We start from the raw sequence: 18,961 nt of genomic DNA on the forward strand, positions 1-18,961 counted from the left end.
TTTCCGAGAACGCCATGGCAGCCACGAAACATGATGCTTTACTGCTCCCTCCATCCGAAGATATTTTTCTTAATGAATTAATTCTCTCTTTACCCGAAAGCGAACGAGCTGGTGTCCTTGAAGAGTTGGAACATGATGCCGTTGTTCAAAGAACTAAACGACTTGTAGACGAACTGGCAACAGGCGTAATCAATGAGTTTGAAATACCGGAATCAAGAACTTTGTTTTTAGCGGCGTTAAGAGGCGTTAAATTAAAACAGATATCGGCAGCTGAACTTGCAACGCTTCATATTTTTGATTCAGCAATTCGCACCTTGTACATCAGTCCCCGAGTATATCTGAGGTATTATTTTTTAAATGCAGATAAAGGTATTACCAACAGTGTTTATCACTTCCCAATACCAAATGACCAGGAACTACCCAACCGAATAACACATTTACATTACAATACGATAATCTGTCCCAATTACAACAACCTAAGCATTTCTGATTTGCCGTGGCGCATGCAAAAACCGTTAGTATATCGTTTTTTTAGTTTTACAGAAGCCGAGTGGACGATATTTTGTGAAATAATGGAAAATTCCCCGCCCCTTGAACGTACGTATCGTGTTGCTCATGCTCCGGAAAGTGGGTGCTGGTCAGACTTGATAGCTAACATTCAAAAAGTATTAAAATGCATGAGAACATTAGACCGATATGCCGTTTCCACAGCAGGTTTACACTTTGAAAATGTTATGGTCATTCCAAGTTTTACCATGTTTCAAGCCGCATTAAATGCGAAAGCCCAGACGCTTAAACGCATCCCAGTACAACTGATTCCAACTTATGGAATCATCAATTTAGACCATTATGCAGAATTGAAAACGCAAGGAAAAATCGCCTTAACCCTGTATCTTCCTGAAAAAGATAGTGAATTAAGATACAAGGAAGACCGTGGATCGTTCAGGAGCACTATTGATGGCCATCCCTATGAAACAGCATTTGCGGGAGCCATTCATGATGTCTATCATGCGATGCGTGAAATGGCAATGTCTGAACGTGTTGCCAAAGCCAGAATGCGTTTAGCACAAATAGCCCTATCGCATCCCAAAAATAAAATAAACGAAGACCATCGTTCAATTTATGAAATCTTGGTTGACGGGGAGTTAATATACTCCTATCCTCCTGAAGTCGACACGATGTTCGAGCCAGATTACCGAGCCCCAACAGCAGAATCTTTTGGCAGAATATTCACAACAGCCAGCATGGCTGGAGCGCTTCATCCCGAGTTGAAACGTTTATTTATTCAAGATATGGTGCAAAATAAGTCGTTTTGGCATGAACTGTTTGATTTAGGCAGAGCAGATTTACTCGACGAAGACAAGCTGATTTATGACGACATTCAAAGACACTTAAACGCTAAACGCTTAAAGTTCAGCCCATCTCGAGCGATCAGCAATTTAGGATTCTTGTCCGTTCATCGCAGAAGAATTGAAGAAAAAACATGCCCTGCTGCTTCCCAGCCTTCACTGCACATGGATTAGTAAGAACGATTCTGAGATACACCAAGTTAGTATAGAATAAACAGGCTTTAGATGAGGTGATGAATTCTTTCAAAAAGATAAGCCAGACACGATTATCTGGCTTTCATGTCTTGTTTTATTATTGATTGGCTTCGTTAGCTAAAACAACATCTTGTGCTTTCAGACCTTTTGGTCCCTTATCAAGCACAAATGTTACTGGGTCATTTTCGTGAAGTGTTTTAAATCCAACACCTTGAATGTCTTTGTAATGTACAAAAATATCATCGCCTTGTTGATTAATAATAAAACCAAATCCCTTTTTTTCATTAAACCATTTAACATGGCCTGTTTCTCTTTGCGACATTAGCTATCCCCTTTGTCTTAAACTTTTTACATCGTATTCGTTGTTTATAGTTTATAAATGTTTATTTCAGATAATCTTTCATCAACGCCTCAATTTGAATCATTCATAAAGTAACTATCTGCGTTATAATAAACAGCTTCTCATGCACGAATAAGCACGCACACTTTGATTAGCATAACAGTTTTTTGTTGATTGTTAAGGATTTTTTTCAAAAATTGTGTTTGTTTTCAATAATTTTTTATTTTAGGAATAAATAATGAATCATACCAAATCAGCTTTTATAAAATTAGCTCTGGAATCTCAGGTTTTAAAATTTGGTGAATTCACGCTTAAATCTGGCAGACTCAGCCCCTATTTTTTTAATGCCGGTTTATTTTATCAGGGCAGCGCTTTGCGTCAGCTGGGGCAATTTTACGCCCAAACATTGATAGATGAACAAGTAGCGTTTGACCATCTTTTTGGCCCTGCTTACAAAGGACTACCTCTTGCAACAACTACGGCAGTAGCATTAGCGGAATTGGGTAAAGACTGCACGGTAACCTTTAATCGCAAGGAAGTAAAAACGCATGGTGAAGGCGGACAGTTAATTGGTTCGCCATTAACAGGAAAAACTCTGATAATTGATGACGTGATTACCGCAGGTACTGCGTTTAGAGAATCTCAATCGCTGATTAAGGAACATGGAGGCATTTTAACCGGAGTTATCATTGCTTTAGACCGATGTGAGCGTGGTGTCACCGAAAAATCAACCCTTTCTGAAATTAAAGCTCAAGGGATTAATGTCTATTCGATTATCAATTTATTTGATTTGATTGAGTACCTGCACCATGCCAACGAACACGATCAGGTAAAAAAACTGGAGGACTATCAAAACCTCTACGGCTGCGCCAGCTAACTCAAGAGGAATGTGAAAAGTCCGGGTTGGATATAAAAACCTTCCCGGACTGTGCATCAGCGTATTACTTTACATCGTCTTCTCTTAGCTCAAGCCACATCGCATTTAATACAGCAAAAAAACAAGCCAGACCAGTACCTAAAATCCAGGAAAAATACCACATAACACTCTCCTCAATAAGCTGTATCCTGATTATTCAAAATTGTTTTTTCAGTCACTTTGCCTCGCAATACTCTATAAACCCAAGCAGTGTAGGTTAAAACAATAGGTAAAAAGACTACCGTTACACCCAACATGATTAACAAAGTCAGCTGACTCGATGAGCTATCCCAAACGACTAAACTGTGCTGAGGATGCGTTGATGAAGGGAGAATAAAAGGAAACATACTCACACCAACTGTTCCAATCAAAGTACCTACACTTAACCCGCTAAAGACAAAAGCCAAAACCGCTTTTCTTGCCAGAATAATAGCCATAAATGCTGAAATAAGACTGATTAAAGGTACCAGCATGGTTAGCGGATAATTGCGATAATTGTTAAACCATGCACCCGCCTGACTTGTGGCCTCTTTATACAGTGGGTTAGACGGCCCATCGTGAGGAACAACCCCGCTAAGTGCATAACCATCAATACCATAAAAAATCCAAAGACCAAGCCCGCTAAAAAGCACGATGACACTAAAGGCACACCATCTGGCGCAGATTCGTGCTTTGTGCTGCAAAACTCCTTCTGTTTTTACCTGAAGAAAAAATGCACCATGCATTGCGAGCATCAATACCGATAAAATGCCGCAACCCAATGCGAAGGGATTAAGCAATTCCAAAAAAGTTCCGGTATAAAAAACTCGTAAACTTTCATCAAAATAAAAAGGCACACCCTGGAGCACATTCCCTAAAGCAACCCCGAAAATCAATGAAGGCACAAAACCACCCGTAAATAAAGCCCAATCCCAGGTTGAGCGCCATAAAGGATTAGTTAGTTTGGAGCGGTATTTAAATCCTACCGGACGCAGAATCAAAGCCAAAAGCACAACCAACATTGCCAGATAAAAACCGGAAAAGGACAGAGCATATAATGCAGGCCAAGCAGCAAAAATTGCGCCGCCACCAAGAATAAACCAAACCTGGTTCCCCTCCCAGGTCGGGCCTATGCTGTTGATCATCACCCGTCGTTCAATATCTGTTTTGCCCAACCAGGGCAGCCACATGGCAACGCCCAGATCAAATCCATCCATAATGGCAAAACCCATCAACAAAATACCTATCAATAACCACCATATAACTCTTAATGTTTCATAATCTAAAGGCATTGGTATCTCCTAAAATTAGTGCTGCATGCCATCTGGACCAAGGCGAATGTATTTCACCATCAAATAAAGCTCAACGACAGCCAATACGGTATAAAACAATACAAATCCAGCAATTGAGGTCATGACTTGGCCTGGAGTTAATGCTGAGGCGCCCATAAACGTTGGTAAAATGCCCTGCACAACCCAGGGCTGACGGCCATATTCAGCAACGACCCAACCCAGCTCGGCTGCGACCCAGGGCAAAGGCAGTGAATAAAAAGCCATGCGATGATACCAACGAGTTTTTTCCAAGCGGTGTCTCACTGACAAATAAAAACCAATTGCAAAAAGCACGATAAAATAGATACCACAAGCGACCATTATCCTGAATGAAAAAAACATGGGAAGAACTTTGGGCTTTAAATCCTGAGCAGCCTGATTGATTTGTTCCTCTGTAGCATCCGTTACTTTTTCTGTGTATTTTTTAAGCAACAACGCATAACCCAGGTTTTCACTGTGCTCGTCGAATATTTTTTTTGCTTTTTCATTTTTAGGATCTTTTTGCAATTTTTGTAGCGCTTTGTATGCGATCATCCCGTCTTGAATTTTTAATTTACCCTCATCAATCAGTTCAATAATTCCCTGTAAAGGAGTATTAATTGATCGAGTAGCGATAATTCCCAATGCAAAAGGAATATCAATAGCGTATTTGGTGCTTAACGTTTTTTCATCAGGTATGCCAAATACTGTTAATGCTGCCGGGGCTTTTTCGGTATGCCACATGGCTTCCATAGCAGCAATTTTCATTTTCTGGTTGGCATTAGCCACATAACCGCTTTCATCGCCCAAAACAACTACAGACAAAGCAGAAGCCAAACCAAAAGACACTGCTACGGTCATAGAGCGTTTAGCAAATGCTTTGTTACGATCACGTAAGAGAAAATAAGCACTTACAGACAAAACAAACATAGCACCAGTAACATACCCTGCACTGATGGTATGAACGAACTTGGCCTGAGCCACAGGATTAAACAACATATCATAGAAACTACTAACTTCCATTCGCATGGTTTGATAGTCAAAATAAGATCCCACCGGATTTTGCATCCAGCCATTGGCTATCAAAATCCATAATGCAGACAGGTTTGTTCCCAAAGCCAAAAGCCAGGTACAAATCATATGCTGAAACTTGGTCAGCTTATCCCACCCAAAAAAGAATAACCCAACAAAGGTCGCTTCAAGAAAGAATGCCATCATTCCTTCAATCGCGAGAGGCGCTCCGAAAACATCACCCACATAATGCGAGTAATAAGCCCAGTTGGTTCCGAACTGAAACTCCATGGTAAGGCCTGTGGCAACGCCCAACACGAAATTAATACCAAACAAAACACCCCAGTATTTGACCATTTGCCGCCAGATTTCCCGCCCGGTCATAACATATACCGTTTCCATGATGGCGAGCATCACCGAAAATCCTAAAGTCAAAGGAACAAATAAAAAATGGTACAATGCGGTCAGCGCAAATTGTAACCGGGAAAGATCAACCACCTCACTAACAGGAATCATGAAATCACCTCTTATTAATTTGGGACGATGCTGCTTGTGTTGTTTTACCTAACATCCACTCCTCGCCACTGGGCATTACTGGATGCATTCCTCTGACACAGAAATACCATAATAAATACAGCAATATCATCTTAACCGTAATGGTTATAGTTATATCTCGGGCAAATGGTTTCATAGCAGTTATCCAGAATTGGAACTTCATTACTATAACTTAAGTAAAATTAATTTTCATCAAATTGTTGACAATGCTAAAGATAATCATTACCATCTACGCCTTTTTTTGCGCATTAATAGAGCAATAGGCAAGCGAGTCTATTGAACAAGAACGAGGCTTTGTGAACGAGATTCTTCGCTACGGGCTCGGAATGAATGCATATTATTTATGGGGTAGCCCTGACGTTGGACATTGGAATGTTTTTTGAGTTCGCTGTGTTTAAAGCATTAGGCCAATGCACCAGAGCAATTTATCTGCCTAAGAAATGAGCTGATGTCAAAACCTTGAGTATCGATGACAATCAACATTTAAATTACCCTGAGCCTCTTTTGCATAGGAAGTTGCAGCATCCATAAGAACACCTGTAAAAATAACCACTATTAAACATCTTTTGATCCAGTTCGCATTCATGGAAAAATCCTTGTTTAATAATTTTATTCTTTATTACTATTTAGATTAGTTGATAAATTATAAAGTTGCATGGTTATTTTATATAAAAAAAGATTTTTTAAACAACAGCTAACAATACTGCAGTCAAATAATTCCCCTCAGGAAAAGACGCTAAAGTAGGATGACAACTTGCAGGCCCATAAACACCTAATATACGCACTTGCTTACCTACCAACCCGGCCTGAGCACTTACTAACGAACAAAACTCCTGAGATGATAAGGCAGACGAACAGTTACACGTCATTAAGAGTGACCCTGTTTTCATGTGTTTGAATACTTCTCTATGGAGAAAACGATAGTAATTTTTTGCTTTTTGCACATGTTGCTGGGAAGGAACCAGCTTGGGAGGATCAAGAACAACAACATCATACTCCCCTGCCTTGGCAAGATAATCACGTGCATCAGCTTCTACGAATTCAACATTAGATACATCGTTTAAAACTGCATTATTTTTGGCTTGGTTAATGGCTTGTGCCGAACTGTCAACCGCTGTTACCCGAGAGGCACCCGCCTTGGCTGCATGCAAAGCAAAACCACCAGTATAAGTATAAAGATCAAGAACGGATTTGCCTTGGCACAATTTTGCAACTCGCTCATGATTTTCTCGTTGATCGATAAATAGACCGGTTTTTTGCGCATGAGCAAACTCAACCTGAAATTTAATGCCCTCTTCCATCACTTCTGCTGTTTGCCTTATTTCCTGGGCATCACACTTCTTCCAACCATCCTGTGCTAGTGGCTTTGCTTGTGAAATCCAAATCAGTTGATCCTCTGGAAGCAGAGTATGAAGCGCATCAATAATAAGCTCTTTGTTTAGCTCAACCCAATAGGCAGAACTCGACACCACAGCAATCTGGTTAAACCGGTCTATGGTTAATCCCGAAAGCCCATCTGCTTCACTGTTGAATAGTCTATACGCCGTGGTACGACCGCTGGGTAAATTTAAAATCTGCCTTATCTTTTGAGCTTGATGAAGCCTGTGCTTGATTATGGATTGATAATCATTTTGTAAAAATTGCTCATTTGCCAAAGCAAGCACCCTTACCCTGTATAGAGAATGCTCATTGTACACACCAACACCAATATATTCTTCATCTGCTCCATGAATGGCAACCAATTGTCCCGTGATCAATTTACCGCTATTTCGAGCAATAGCCTTAGGAAAAATCCAAGGATGCCCTCTTAATACAGTACCTTGCTTTGCTGCTACTAAAAAAATTTTAGCGCTCATGACTATTTCCCACAACCGAAAAGTCAGCTAATCTACACTATTGAGTGATCGTTTCGCAATGGAGAATAAGAACAATTATGCTGCAGATTTTAAAAAAAGGATTCATTATTTCATTTTTGACGCTCTTGATAACTACCGTTTATGCAGATCCTTGGTTTACAGGTCCTCTATTGGCTCCCGCAGGGCATACTATTCCTAATGGTCACACGAATCTTGAAATTTATGACACCAATGTCTTTATCAATGGCTCTTTTGATGAAAATGGTAATTTTATTCGTAGCCCTATGTTCAGCTCCCTAAGAGGAAGCACAATTCTTACTCACGGCTACACTGAATGGCTTGACGTACAATTAACTACTCCTTATCTTTTTAACAACACACGTGGCGTTCATTCTAATCGATTGGGTGATACCTCTATTGCGGGTGGATTTCAGCTTCTGGAACAAAAAAAAGCACTCAATAGAATTGATCTTCGTCTTTTGTTAAAAGAGACCATCCCAACTGGACGATATGATAATCTAAACCCTCTACTCAAGGGCACTGATGCTACAGGGCTTGGTGCTTACAGGACTCAAATTGCTCTGGATTTCCAGTATTTGCTGCCATTACTTCAAACTCATTACTTACGCACCCGGTTTATTGTATCTCGTAATTTCGCCAGCTGGGTTAATGTGGACGGTCTTAGCACTTTTGGCGGCACAGTCAATACTCACGGAAAAGTAAGAGTTGGAGCCGATACCTCCGTTGATTTTGCATTTGAATATACTTTAACGCAAAACTGGGTTGCCGTGCTTGAAGGCAATCTGAGTACTGGACAAAATACACGCTTTAGAGGGATTTACGATATTGACGATCAAGGAAATCCCCTGCTCGATGGAGACATTGGTGGCGGTACTTTTATCTCAAGATCTCTTGCACCAGCAATTGAATATAACTTCAGCAAAAATGTAGGTATCATTAGTGGTGTCTGGTTTGCGGTAAGCGGCAGAAATACGTCTCGCTTTACCACGTACATGATAGCACTCAATCTGTTTTGGTAATCAAAAAAGGCATGAATCAGCATGGAAAAAAACACTAAATTGTCATATGGCTTGACCCTCGGTGCCCTTGGGGTTGTTTACGGGGACATAGGAACAAGCCCACTGTACGCCTTAAAAGTTACCTTAGCTGATTTGCCCATAACCCAGCTTACTGTGTTAGGCGTTTTATCGCTTATATTTTGGTGTTTGATTATCATTATTTCATACAAATACCTTAGTATTGTGTTTCGAGCTGATAATGATGGTGAGGGAGGTATACTGGCACTCCTTGCTCTGATGAAACACAAAAGCACCCGTTATGAACCGCTATTTTATATAGTCGCTATTTTCGGTGCCGGCTTATTATTGGGGGATGGAATGCTCACCCCTGCTATTTCAGTCATTAGTGCCGTTGAAGGCCTGAGTACACTTTCTCATAGCTTTACCCCTTATATCCTGCCAACTGCTTGTATCATCCTTATCTTATTGTTTCTGATTCAATCACGGGGCACTGAAAGTATTGGATATCTCTTTGGTCCATTGATTTTAGTCTGGTTTCTAACCATAGCCATATTAGGCGTAATTCAAATTATTCAATTACCTTTAGTACTTGAGGCAGTAAACCCTTATTTTGCTGTTTCTTTTTTGCATCATGAAGGATGGCGAGGATATTTGTTATTAGGTGGAATCTTTCTGGTCATGACAGGCGGGGAGGCACTTTTTGCTGATATAGGTCATTTTGGTAAGGCACCAATAAGAACTGGCTGGTTTGTTGTAGTACTACCTTGTCTGCTGCTTAACTATTTCGGTCAGGGTGCCAATTTATTGGCTCATCCCGAATCCATCAGCAACCCATTTTACATGATAGCCCCAAGCTGGTTTTATTTGCCCTTGATCATTATTGCCACTTTCGCCACCATCATTGCGTCGCAGGCAGTAATTTCGGCAACCTTTTCATTGACAAAACAGGCTGTACTACTCAGTTTATGCCCGCGAATTCCCATCATCCAAACATCCAGAAAACATTCAGGTCAAATTTATGTGCCGCAAATTAACTTTATTTTGTTTGTTGGCACCATGCTTTTTGCCCTGACCTTCACTACCTCCGAAAATCTCGCACACGCTTACGGGATTGCCGTTAATATCGACATGCTTTTGGTTGATGCCATGGTAGCTTATGCTGCTGTATCCATTTGGAATTGGTCAGGACTAAAGGTATTTTTTATCTTCGGTTTGTTCATTTTAATAGATTTTGCGTTTCTTGGAGCTAACGCCCATAAGTTTCTGACCGGAGGCTGGGTTCCTGTTGTGTTTGCCTTATTTATCGCTTTTGTCATGTACACCTGGAGATACGGCTTGGAGTATTTGAGAAATAACTTCTATTTAAACAAAGAAGATATTTCAAAAATATTAAAACAACTGCAATACAAAAGTCTGAATCAACTACCTGGTGTTACTGCAATTTTCATCACTGATGTCTATGACAAAAGCGGCGGAAGCTTTCTGCACTTCTTAAAACTAAGCCGTTCTGTGCCTGAAAACGTGCTTATTGTAAATTATATTGTTGAAACTATTCCCTATGTACATTACAGCCAACGTTATGAAATAAGCTGTCTTGACGAGCGAGTATGTAAATTGACGCTGCATTATGGATTTATGGAAACCATCTCGCTCCCCAGAGCTTTAGAAAAAGCCAACGAAAAAAACCTGTTACCGTTCAAATTAAACGTTGAGCATGCCACCTACATGGTCGAAATACCTAATGTTATGGCTTCAAAGTCAAAAAGATCTTTAGCATTTTACACTCAGGAACGATTATTCGCATTTTTAATGCGCAATTACTCTGCCAATCTCAATATTGAGTTTTTTAAATTACCCTATAACAGAACCATAGCTATAGGTACTTATTGTATTTTATAAGACAATAAAGCAGTACGTGGTTGACCTCAGTGGGTGTCATCCACGTACTGCACTGATGGTACTTATAATTCTTTCAATTTGCGATGCTTCAATGATTCATCGTCTCCCAGGGAATTGTGATCGCAGCCTCAACCAATTCATGCTAAAATTTTTGATTTATTTAAAGGATAAAATATGTGGTTTAATAATGCTCTTATATATCAATACCAATTGGACGAGGACTGTGATTTAAATGCTTCTTTGGCCGAAGAAAGTCTTAAGCCATGTCCACCACATGCACGATTTATATACGGATGGCTTCCCGCATTTGCTGATGAAATGGTTCATGAAGTTTCAGGCAGCGCTCTAATATGTATGGGAAAAGAAGAGCGAATATTGCCTCGCGGGGTTATCAATAAAATGCTCGAAGAAAAAATTCAAATGATTGAAACCCAACACGGTCGTACTGTAAAACGCGCCGAAAAATCACAATTAGCAGAAGATCTGGAATTTGAATTACTCCCCAAGTCCTTTTGTATCCAAAAAAGACTGCTTGCAATTCTTGATACGGTTAATAAACACATTATCATCAATGCCTCGAGTAATAATCAGGCCTCTCAACTAACCTCACTCTTAAGAAAATCAGTTGCAGGAATTACGATAGAACCGCTGACTCACACAGAAAATCTGGCACTCCGATTTGCCGAATGGATTCATTCACCGGAAACTTTACCTGGTGATTTCCAATTAGCGTCTGATTGTTTGCTCTTTTCACTTGATGATGAAAAAAAACGAATACACTGCAAAGGCTACGAACTACCCGCCGAAGAAATTCTTACTCTACTGTCTCAAGGAATGGCAACTGCTGAAATTTCTTTGATATGGAAAGAACGAATTCAATTTACTCTAACCCATGATTTTACCTTTAAAAAATTAAAAAGCCTTGATTATCTGATTGATGACTTTAATGAAATTAAAGGTCTTGAAGAGGATTACCAACGTCAGGATGCTGCTTTAACCCTTTTGAGTGGTGAATTAAGAGAGCTAACAAATGATCTGTTGAAAGCATTAGCGCCGTCTTCCAGTTCAACTCAGTCGGAAGAAGAGGAAGAAACTCAAGAAGAGATAATCGCTTAAATGTAACTCGTCTTAAACAACCAGGGGAGCATTAAGCTCCCCTGGATTCATTCAGGAAGTAACACGTACCATATCAGAGGTGTGATAGGTTGCTTTATATACCGCCAATGCATCCTCAGCTGCTTTGTTAAGTCCTAACGCTCTGTTGGCATCATACATAATGACTAACGCTTGTTGTGCACTCGGGGCTTGAGGGTAATTTTTTACCAAATAGTTAGCTCGTTCTATGGCAGCAACATACATTTTACGTTTGAAATAATAATGAGAAACATTAAGCTCGTGCTGAGCAAACATGTTGCGCAAATAGATCATCCGTTGCAAAGCATTGGCTTTATACTTACTGTTGGGGAATTTTTGAATTAATGTTGCAAAATCAAGAAAGGCCTGAGTTTGAGTACCCGGATCACGCCATGATTCATCCATAGGCAAGACCTTGGCAAAAACACCACGAGTTTGTTGGAAATTAGCTAATCCCCTCATGTAATAGGCATAATCAACATTTTTGGCACGGGGATAAAGGTGAATAAAACGCTCTGCGGTAGCAGCGGCAGATGGATAATCCTCATTCTGGTAATAAGCATAAATTAAATCCATCTGTGATTTTTCTGTGTAATCGCTAAAAGGATACATAGACTCCATGGCTTCAAGCTGCTTTGCTGCGGTTGCGTATTCCTCTTTACGTAATGAGTTCTTTGATGCAGAGTAAAGCTGTTTAGCGGTCATCCCTTTATAAGGATTTTTTTCATCATCGTCCTGATTCCACTTAGCGCAAGAAGACAAGGCAATGACTAAACTGATAAGGAACACTATTTGAAATCGTTTCATAAACTACACCTTTTATCGTATCTGCCGAATTAACAGCAGTAACTGGGAAATTGGGGACATTATACCTAGGACATACTCATTTGCGAACACTCTCTCAACGATTCTTTAAACAAATTATCAATAAGATAAGACCGGATTGTTTTAATCGCTTTACTTTGTCACAGGACAACAAAAATTTCAAAAAATATTTGCAAAACAGCGAATGTTAGGATAGTATTCACACCAGTCGGAGAGGTGGCAGAGCGGTCGAATGCGGCGGTCTTGAAAACCGTTGAAGGGCAACCTTCCCAGGGTTCGAATCCCTGCCTCTCCGCCAAACTCATCACCTACCTTCCTATCAAATTAATAATTTTAAGCACAGTACCAAAACCAGGTCATTTTATTTTTTTCAAAAAAAAACACTATATTGAATAATACATTCAGATATAGTGTTGTTAATGGATGCGTGGTACTGTAAAAATGGAAAAAGCACTTTGATGCTTACTCAATAATCAAACAAACTCACCTGTTTTTTTATACACTTCATCAATCGCTTTCAATGACTCTAAAAGTTGTTGCATTTTTGCCAAAGGCCAGCTGTTTGGGCCATCACTCAGAGCATTATCAGGATCGGGATGTGTCTCCATAAAAAGACCGGATATTCCCGCAGCTACTGCGGCTCTTGCCAAAATTGGAATGAACTCTCTTTGGCCGCCTGAGACCCCATTATTTCCACCGGGTAATTGTACTGAATGGGTGGCATCATAAACAACAGGGCATCCTGTTTCACGCATAATCGCCAAAGACCTCATGTCTGATACCAAGTTATTGTAGCCAAAACTGACGCCACGCTCGCAGGCCATGATCTGTTCATTGCCTTCTGCTTTTGCCTTTGCAATAACGTGTTTCATTTCCCAAGGTGCTAAAAATTGTCCTTTTTTAATATTTACTGGTTTGTTTAATGCAGCTACTTTTTGAATAAAATTGGTTTGTCTGCATAAAAAAGCAGGCGTTTGTAATACGTCCACTACGCTGGATACCTCAAGCAAAGGGGTATCCTCATGAACATCGGTCAATACCGGTACGCCAATTTGCGATTTTACTTTTTCAAGGATTAATAACCCTTTTTCAAAACCAGGCCCTCTATAACTCGAAATAGAGGATCTGTTGGCTTTATCAAAAGATGATTTATAGATAAAGGGTATATTGATTTTACTGCACATTTCTTTTAAATAACCTGCCGTTTCTAATGCCAATGCTTCACTTTCAATGACGCAAGGACCAGCGATTAAAAACAATGGTTTATCAATACCTACCTCAAATCCACAAAGTTTCATGCGTGTTCCTTTTCTTGATGTAATTTTCTGGCTGCCAGAACAAATTGTTTAAACAAAGGGTGACTCTCTCTGGGATTTGACGTAAATTCAGGATGAAATTGACAAGCCAAAAACCAGGGATGATCCGCTAACTCGACCATTTCCACGAGAGAACCATCAGCAGAACGCCCCGAAATGATCAAACCATGCGCTACCAATTCATCAACATAGATATTATTCACTTCATACCGGTGTCGGTGACGTTCTACAATCTGGGATTGTTTATAAACATCTCGAGCCAAGGTACCCTCTTCCAGCTGGCACAACTGAGCGCCAAGACGCATAGTTCCCCCCAAATCGGTATCTTCTGTGCGTGTTTTTCTGCTGCCATCTGCATCCATCCACTCACTAATCAAACCTAAAACCGGATATGGAGTCTCTTTATTAAATTCAGTAGAGTTGGCACCTTTCCAACCAACGACGTTGCGGGCAAATTCAATTACCGCAGTCTGCATACCAAGACAAATACCCAGGAAAGGAATTTTATGCTCACGAGCGTATTGAATGGCTTTAATTTTTCCTTCAACACCCCGCTCACCAAAGCCACCTGGAACAAGAATCGCATCCATTCCCTCAAGCAAGATTGTACCTTTTTGCTCAAGGACTTCGGCATCCAGATAAATAATATTGACCTTGGTTTGCGTGTGTATTCCAGCATGAAGCAGTGCTTCATTAATCGATTTATATGCATCGCTTAGCTCTATATATTTACCTACCATAGCAATTTTTACAGATGCTGTTTGAGTAGCCTGCATGTCCACGACCCGTTGCCATTCACTGAGATCGGCTGAATGAACAGTCAAGCCCAGTTTTTTAACGACTATTTCATCTAATCCTTGTTCATGCAAAATCATTGGAATCTGATAAATACTTTTAGCATCCTCAAGCGCAATAACGCCCTCTTTTTCTACATTGGTGAACAAAGCTATCTTGGCACGATCGGATGGCGAAATCGCTTTTTCCGAGCGGCAGATTAAAATATCGGGCTGAATACCAATAGAACGCAATTCTTTTACGGAATGTTGTGTTGGTTTGGTCTTGGTTTCACCTGAAGTGGCAATGTAAGGAACTAAGGTCAAATGAATAAACAAGGCCCGTTGCGATCCAAGCTCTATCCGCATTTGTCTGATGGCTTCAAGAAATGGAAGGGATTCTATGTCGCCAACTGTTCCACCAATCTCAACCATAGCGACATCAAATCCTTCTGCACCCTGTTTAATGCATCGCTTAATTTCATTGGTAATATGTGGAATGACCTGAACTGTTCCACCCAGATAATCGCCCCTTCGTTCTTTTTTAATTACGTTTTCGTAGATTTTTCCAGAGGTAAAATTATTCCTTTTCGTCATTGTGGTTTTTACAAAACGCTCGTAATGCCCCAAATCAAGATCCGTTTCAGCACCATCATTGGTAACAAAAACTTCACCATGTTGAAATGGACTCATAGTACCAGGGTCTACATTGATGTAAGGATCCAGTTTGATTAACGTAACGCTTAGGCCACGAGCCTCAAGAATGGCTGCAAGTGATGCGGCAGCAATACCCTTCCCTAAAGAAGATACAACTCCGCCAGTAATAAAAATATAATTTGTCATGTTTGACCCCGTTCAAAATGCCGAATCCACCAAATTGGCTCTAAATTAAATTTGCATGTAAACGGGATTTAATTCTACCAAAGTGAAAATATAAATAACAGAAATTTTAACTAAATTAATAACTGCCCGTTACTCTGTAGCGTATTAAAACCTTACTGGAGTTGCTGACTCAACAAATACATTTCAACAGCACAATCAGCTGCATCTCTTCCTTTGTGGCCATGAGTTCCACCGAGACGATCCCAGGCCTGCTCTTCATTTTCAGTAGTTAAAACACCAAAAATAACCGGAATTTCGTAATCAAGCATAACACTTTGGCAGCCCTGACTGACTTGTTCACAAACGTAATCATAATGAGTGGTTTCACCACGAATTACAGCGCCTAAGGCAATAATAGCATGAACCTGTCTGGTTTTGGCTAATAATTGAGCGACAAGAGGAATTTCCACAGCGCCAGGAACTTCAACCAAGGTAATATCATTGGGTTTGAAACCTAGTTCAGCCAAACGATCCAGGGTTCCCTGCTTCATAGCAGTGGTAATTGCCTCATTAAACGTGCTGACCACTACCGCAATAGGGAATGGACTCTTTAATTCGGTATAATGTGCTTTAATTAACTTCATTTTCATCCTAATCTATAGCCAACAAATGCCCAAGCTTTTGTTTTTTTGTTATTAGATAACCACGATTTTCATCTGTAGGTTCCATCTCCAGAGGAATACGCTGAGCATTAATCCCATAATGTTCCATAGCTGAAATTTTCAAAGGATTATTCGTTAACATACGTATTGAATCAATACCTAAATGTTTCAATATCTGATAGGCAATCGCATAATTGCGATCGTCTGCTGGCAAACCCAGTTGCAAATTAGCCTCAACAGTATCCAACCCCTCTTCCTGTAAAGCATATGCTTTAAGCTTATTAGCCAATCCAATGCCTCTTCCTTCCTGTCGTAAATAGATAAGTGCGCCCCCTTCTGCAGCAATTTGGGTAAGTGACGCTTTAAGCTGATTGCCACAATCACATTTACACGAACCAAATACATCTCCGGTAATGCACTCTGAGTGGATTCTAACCAGAGGAACACGATTTCCATAAACTGGCGGTTTGACCAAAACAAAATGTTCTGCGCTGTCCAGCTCATTTTCAAAAACCGTCATATCAAAAAGACCATAATCTTTTAAAGGAATAGTGGTAGTTGCTGCCGCAGTAACCAGCTGTTCATTTTTAATACGATATTCAACCAGATCTTTAATAGTGACCAGAGGAATTTGATGCTTTTCAGAAAAAACCATCAACTCATCCCGCCGACTCATAGTACCGTCTTCGTTAATAATTTCACAAATGACTGCGGCAGGAGTTAAACCAGCCATTCTGACCAAATCAACACTACCCTCAGTTTGACCTGTTCGCTCCAGTACGCCCTTCTTTCGCGCACGCAAGGGAAACACATGCCCCGGAGAAATAATATCAGCAGGCCCGCTGTGCGGATCAATGGCAACTTTGATAGTATGAGCTCTGTCTTGCGCTGAAATACCCGTTGAAACACCTTGAGCTGCTTCAATTGAAACGGTAAACGCAGTGCCATAGGGTGATTTGTTGTTATGCGCCATCATGGGAAGTTGAATTTTTTCAATTAATTCCTCAGCCATAGGCAAACAAATCAAACCACAACCAAAGCGTGACATAAAATTGATTGCCTCTGGGGTGGCAAATTCAGCGGCCATGACTAAATCACCTTCATTTTCCCTGTCTTCATCATCCATAAGAATAATCATTTTACCCGCTTTGAGTATTTCCATTGCCTCGTCAATACCGATCAATGAATGCTTCATTTCTCTACCTCATAGTTCAACTTCCCGGCAATTTGAAGCTGATGAGCAACAATACGGGTAAGATAATCAAATTCTATATTTACCTGCTGCCCCACTCGTAACGTTCTTAACGAGGTATGTAGCAAAGTGTGGGGTACCAGCATTAGTTTAATGGACTGGTTTATTACCTCGTTAATGGTCAGACTTACTCCTTCCACAGTAATACTGCCTTTGGGTATTAAATAAAACAGGGAGTCAACAGCAAATCCATCTACTTCCATTTCAACATATTCGTTCATTGGTTTAATTGATTTTATCACAGCGGTACTTTCTACATGACCAGTCACATAATGACCGCCAAAACGAGTTGCTGCCATCATGGATCGCTCAAGATTTACCAAATCGCCCAACAATAAACGCCCTAAAGTAGTTATTTTTAATGTTTCAGGTGATACATCAAAATGCAAGTTTCCACATTCAGAGGATAATAAGGTAAGGCATACGCCGTTAACCGCAATGCTTTCACCAACCTCTAAATGCTCATAAGTTGATGAAATAATCAGCTTGTTCCCCCATTCACCTTCATGGTTTGCAAGCACCTCTCCTGTTTTTTCAATAAGACCAGTAAACACTAAACCTCCTGCCAATCGATACATGCTATCATATTATCACCCATTTCGTGCCAGGAAACTTGATGTTTGCGGTCAAATAGTTCACTGTTTTGATAAGCACAAATGGCTTTAGTACCCAAATATACAGGAACGATGTACAAATAAGTCCTGTGAACCAAACCTTCCTGATGTAAGGCACTAAAAATTGCTCCCCCGGCTTCTACCCAAACATCATGGTACCCCTGTTCTCCCAAGTGAGTGAGAACAGAATTTAAATCCAGTCGTCCTGATTTTAAAGGCGTGGCGTGATAGGTACTGTTAGGATAGGGAAAACATGAGTGGTGCAAATGAGGGGATTCTGCGCCTGTTTTTAGCCCTTTCTTATCTGCACTAACCCCCGGAGCACCGTAATAAATATGGCAGTGACTGGCCTTGGAAAAAATTAAAGCCTCTTTTGGCAAACTGAGGTCACGGTCAATAATAGCTACTGGTTTTGCCAGCTCCTGATCAATAAAGCGGGCATTCATTAGAGGATTATCAGCTCTCACGGTATTTGAGCTGGTTAATATAACATCACTGGTTGCACGCATTTTGTGAGTAAATTCATAACATAAAGAATTCGAGAGCATGATACGCTCATGATTCATTAGTCCTATTTTGCCATCCAAAGTCTGAGCCATCTTTACCGTAACCCTGGGTCTGCGAGTTAAAATCCAATAAGCATAGCTTTGGTAAAATTCATCAATTTCGGGTAAAGGCAAATGCGTTACCTTAATGCCATGAGCTTCTAAAAGAGCAGTGGAATTATTTTCGGCAACAATAGGATTAGGATCTTTAAAAGAAAAATACACCTGTTCTATGCCATGATTGATAATCGCATTGACACAGGGAGGCGTTTTTCCCCAATGATTACATGGTTCCAGAGTAATATATAAACTAACCCCTGGCGTTTTAGGGGGAAATTGTGCTAACAATAGTTGTTCGGCATGTGGCAAACCTGCACCCCTATGCCAGTCCTGTGCTATAATCGAGCCATTTCGCACAGCTACTGCGCCAACGCTAGGATTGGGCGCACAAATCCCCTGACCTAGTTTGGCTTGTTTAAGTGCCGCAAGCAAAAACTGTTCGTGCATTGATTAACCACCTTTTAAAGATGTACGAATGATAACAAATTATTCAATTTATGAGTAGCCT

17 protein-coding genes and 1 tRNA gene are annotated in these 18,961 nt (G+C 40.4%); 6 read left to right on the forward strand and 12 right to left on the reverse strand.

Going from position 1 to position 18,961, the window contains the following annotated elements; genetic code table 11:
- Positions 1-14 precede the first annotated feature (14 nt).
- Positions 15-1,523, forward strand: a complete 1,509-nt coding sequence (locus tag Lwor_RS09700) for a hypothetical protein (RefSeq protein ID WP_058493691.1) — start codon at positions 15-17, stop codon at positions 1,521-1,523.
- A gap of 118 nt (positions 1,524-1,641) precedes the next feature.
- On the opposite strand, the gene Lwor_RS09705 is transcribed toward Lwor_RS09700, so the two are convergent.
- Positions 1,642-1,866: a cold-shock protein gene (locus Lwor_RS09705; protein ID WP_058493692.1), complete on the reverse strand. Its 225-nt coding sequence runs from the start codon at positions 1,864-1,866 to the stop codon at positions 1,642-1,644.
- 256 nt (positions 1,867-2,122) lie between these two features.
- On the opposite strand from Lwor_RS09705, the gene pyrE reads away from it, so the two are divergent.
- The gene (gene pyrE / locus Lwor_RS09710; RefSeq protein ID WP_058493693.1) at positions 2,123-2,761 is read left to right on the forward strand and encodes an orotate phosphoribosyltransferase; all 639 of its coding nucleotides are present in this window, start codon (positions 2,123-2,125) and stop codon (positions 2,759-2,761) included.
- Between the two features lie 64 nt (positions 2,762-2,825).
- On the opposite strand, the gene cydX is transcribed toward pyrE, so the two are convergent.
- The 4 genes from cydX to Lwor_RS09725 all read right to left on the reverse strand — a co-directional run bounded on the left by cydX (position 2,826) and on the right by Lwor_RS09725 (position 7,511).
- Complete coding sequence (gene cydX, locus Lwor_RS13340; RefSeq protein ID WP_065235851.1) at positions 2,826-2,924, reverse strand: cytochrome bd-I oxidase subunit CydX; 99 nt, start codon at positions 2,922-2,924, stop codon at positions 2,826-2,828.
- A 10-nt stretch (positions 2,925-2,934) separates the two neighbouring features.
- Complete coding sequence (cydB, locus tag Lwor_RS09715) at positions 2,935-4,071, reverse strand: cytochrome d ubiquinol oxidase subunit II (protein WP_058493694.1); 1,137 nt, start codon at positions 4,069-4,071, stop codon at positions 2,935-2,937.
- 15 nt (positions 4,072-4,086) lie between these two features.
- Positions 4,087-5,616 carry a cytochrome ubiquinol oxidase subunit I gene (locus Lwor_RS09720; protein WP_058493695.1) on the reverse strand — a complete coding sequence of 510 codons (1,530 nt, stop codon included), beginning with the start codon at positions 5,614-5,616 and terminating at the stop codon, positions 4,087-4,089.
- Positions 5,617-6,338: 722 nt separating this feature from the next.
- The gene (locus Lwor_RS09725) at positions 6,339-7,511 is read right to left on the reverse strand and encodes a class I SAM-dependent rRNA methyltransferase (RefSeq protein ID WP_058493696.1); all 1,173 of its coding nucleotides are present in this window, start codon (positions 7,509-7,511) and stop codon (positions 6,339-6,341) included.
- A gap of 77 nt (positions 7,512-7,588) precedes the next feature.
- Here Lwor_RS09725 and Lwor_RS09730 point away from each other — a divergent pair, with 77 nt between their 5' ends.
- From Lwor_RS09730 to Lwor_RS09740, 3 genes are all read left to right on the forward strand, one after another.
- Positions 7,589-8,551, forward strand: a complete 963-nt coding sequence (locus tag Lwor_RS09730) for a hypothetical protein (protein WP_058493697.1) — start codon at positions 7,589-7,591, stop codon at positions 8,549-8,551.
- A gap of 21 nt (positions 8,552-8,572) precedes the next feature.
- Positions 8,573-10,450, forward strand: a complete 1,878-nt coding sequence (locus Lwor_RS09735) for a potassium transporter Kup (RefSeq protein WP_058493698.1) — start codon at positions 8,573-8,575, stop codon at positions 10,448-10,450.
- 174 nt (positions 10,451-10,624) lie between these two features.
- The gene (locus tag Lwor_RS09740; RefSeq protein ID WP_058493699.1) at positions 10,625-11,566 is read left to right on the forward strand and encodes a recombination-associated protein RdgC; all 942 of its coding nucleotides are present in this window, start codon (positions 10,625-10,627) and stop codon (positions 11,564-11,566) included.
- A 51-nt stretch (positions 11,567-11,617) separates the two neighbouring features.
- Here the strand turns inward: Lwor_RS09740 and Lwor_RS09745 are convergent, their stop codons facing one another.
- Positions 11,618-12,391, reverse strand: coding sequence for an outer membrane protein assembly factor BamD (locus Lwor_RS09745; RefSeq protein ID WP_058493700.1), 774 nt, complete (start codon positions 12,389-12,391; stop codon positions 11,618-11,620).
- 228 nt (positions 12,392-12,619) lie between these two features.
- Between Lwor_RS09745 and Lwor_RS09750 the strand changes: the two genes are divergently transcribed.
- Positions 12,620-12,707 (forward strand) — tRNA-Ser (locus tag Lwor_RS09750).
- A 175-nt stretch (positions 12,708-12,882) separates the two neighbouring features.
- Here Lwor_RS09750 and kdsA read toward each other — a convergent pair.
- The 6 genes from kdsA to ribD all read right to left on the reverse strand — a co-directional run bounded on the left by kdsA (position 12,883) and on the right by ribD (position 18,900).
- The gene (gene kdsA / locus Lwor_RS09755) at positions 12,883-13,707 is read right to left on the reverse strand and encodes a 3-deoxy-8-phosphooctulonate synthase (protein WP_058493701.1); all 825 of its coding nucleotides are present in this window, start codon (positions 13,705-13,707) and stop codon (positions 12,883-12,885) included.
- Complete coding sequence (locus tag Lwor_RS09760; RefSeq protein WP_058493702.1) at positions 13,704-15,341, reverse strand: CTP synthase; 1,638 nt, start codon at positions 15,339-15,341, stop codon at positions 13,704-13,706. The genes kdsA and Lwor_RS09760 overlap by 4 nt, the downstream gene beginning before the upstream one ends.
- Before the next feature lie 152 nt (positions 15,342-15,493).
- Positions 15,494-15,964 carry a 6,7-dimethyl-8-ribityllumazine synthase gene (ribH, locus tag Lwor_RS09765; RefSeq protein WP_058493979.1) on the reverse strand — a complete coding sequence of 157 codons (471 nt, stop codon included), beginning with the start codon at positions 15,962-15,964 and terminating at the stop codon, positions 15,494-15,496.
- 7 nt (positions 15,965-15,971) lie between these two features.
- A complete protein-coding gene (locus Lwor_RS09770) occupies positions 15,972-17,177 on the reverse strand; it encodes a bifunctional 3,4-dihydroxy-2-butanone-4-phosphate synthase/GTP cyclohydrolase II (RefSeq protein WP_058493703.1) in 1,206 nt (401 codons plus the stop codon).
- A complete protein-coding gene (locus Lwor_RS09775) occupies positions 17,174-17,788 on the reverse strand; it encodes a riboflavin synthase (protein ID WP_058493704.1) in 615 nt (204 codons plus the stop codon). The genes Lwor_RS09770 and Lwor_RS09775 overlap by 4 nt, the downstream gene beginning before the upstream one ends.
- The gene (gene ribD, locus Lwor_RS09780) at positions 17,788-18,900 is read right to left on the reverse strand and encodes a bifunctional diaminohydroxyphosphoribosylaminopyrimidine deaminase/5-amino-6-(5-phosphoribosylamino)uracil reductase RibD (RefSeq protein ID WP_058493705.1); all 1,113 of its coding nucleotides are present in this window, start codon (positions 18,898-18,900) and stop codon (positions 17,788-17,790) included. Before ribD ends, Lwor_RS09775 begins: the two co-directional genes overlap by 1 nt.
- Positions 18,901-18,961: the final 61 nt, after the last annotated feature.

Source organism: Legionella worsleiensis, from assembly GCF_001467535.1.
GTDB lineage: Bacteria > Pseudomonadota > Gammaproteobacteria > Legionellales > Legionellaceae > Legionella > Legionella worsleiensis.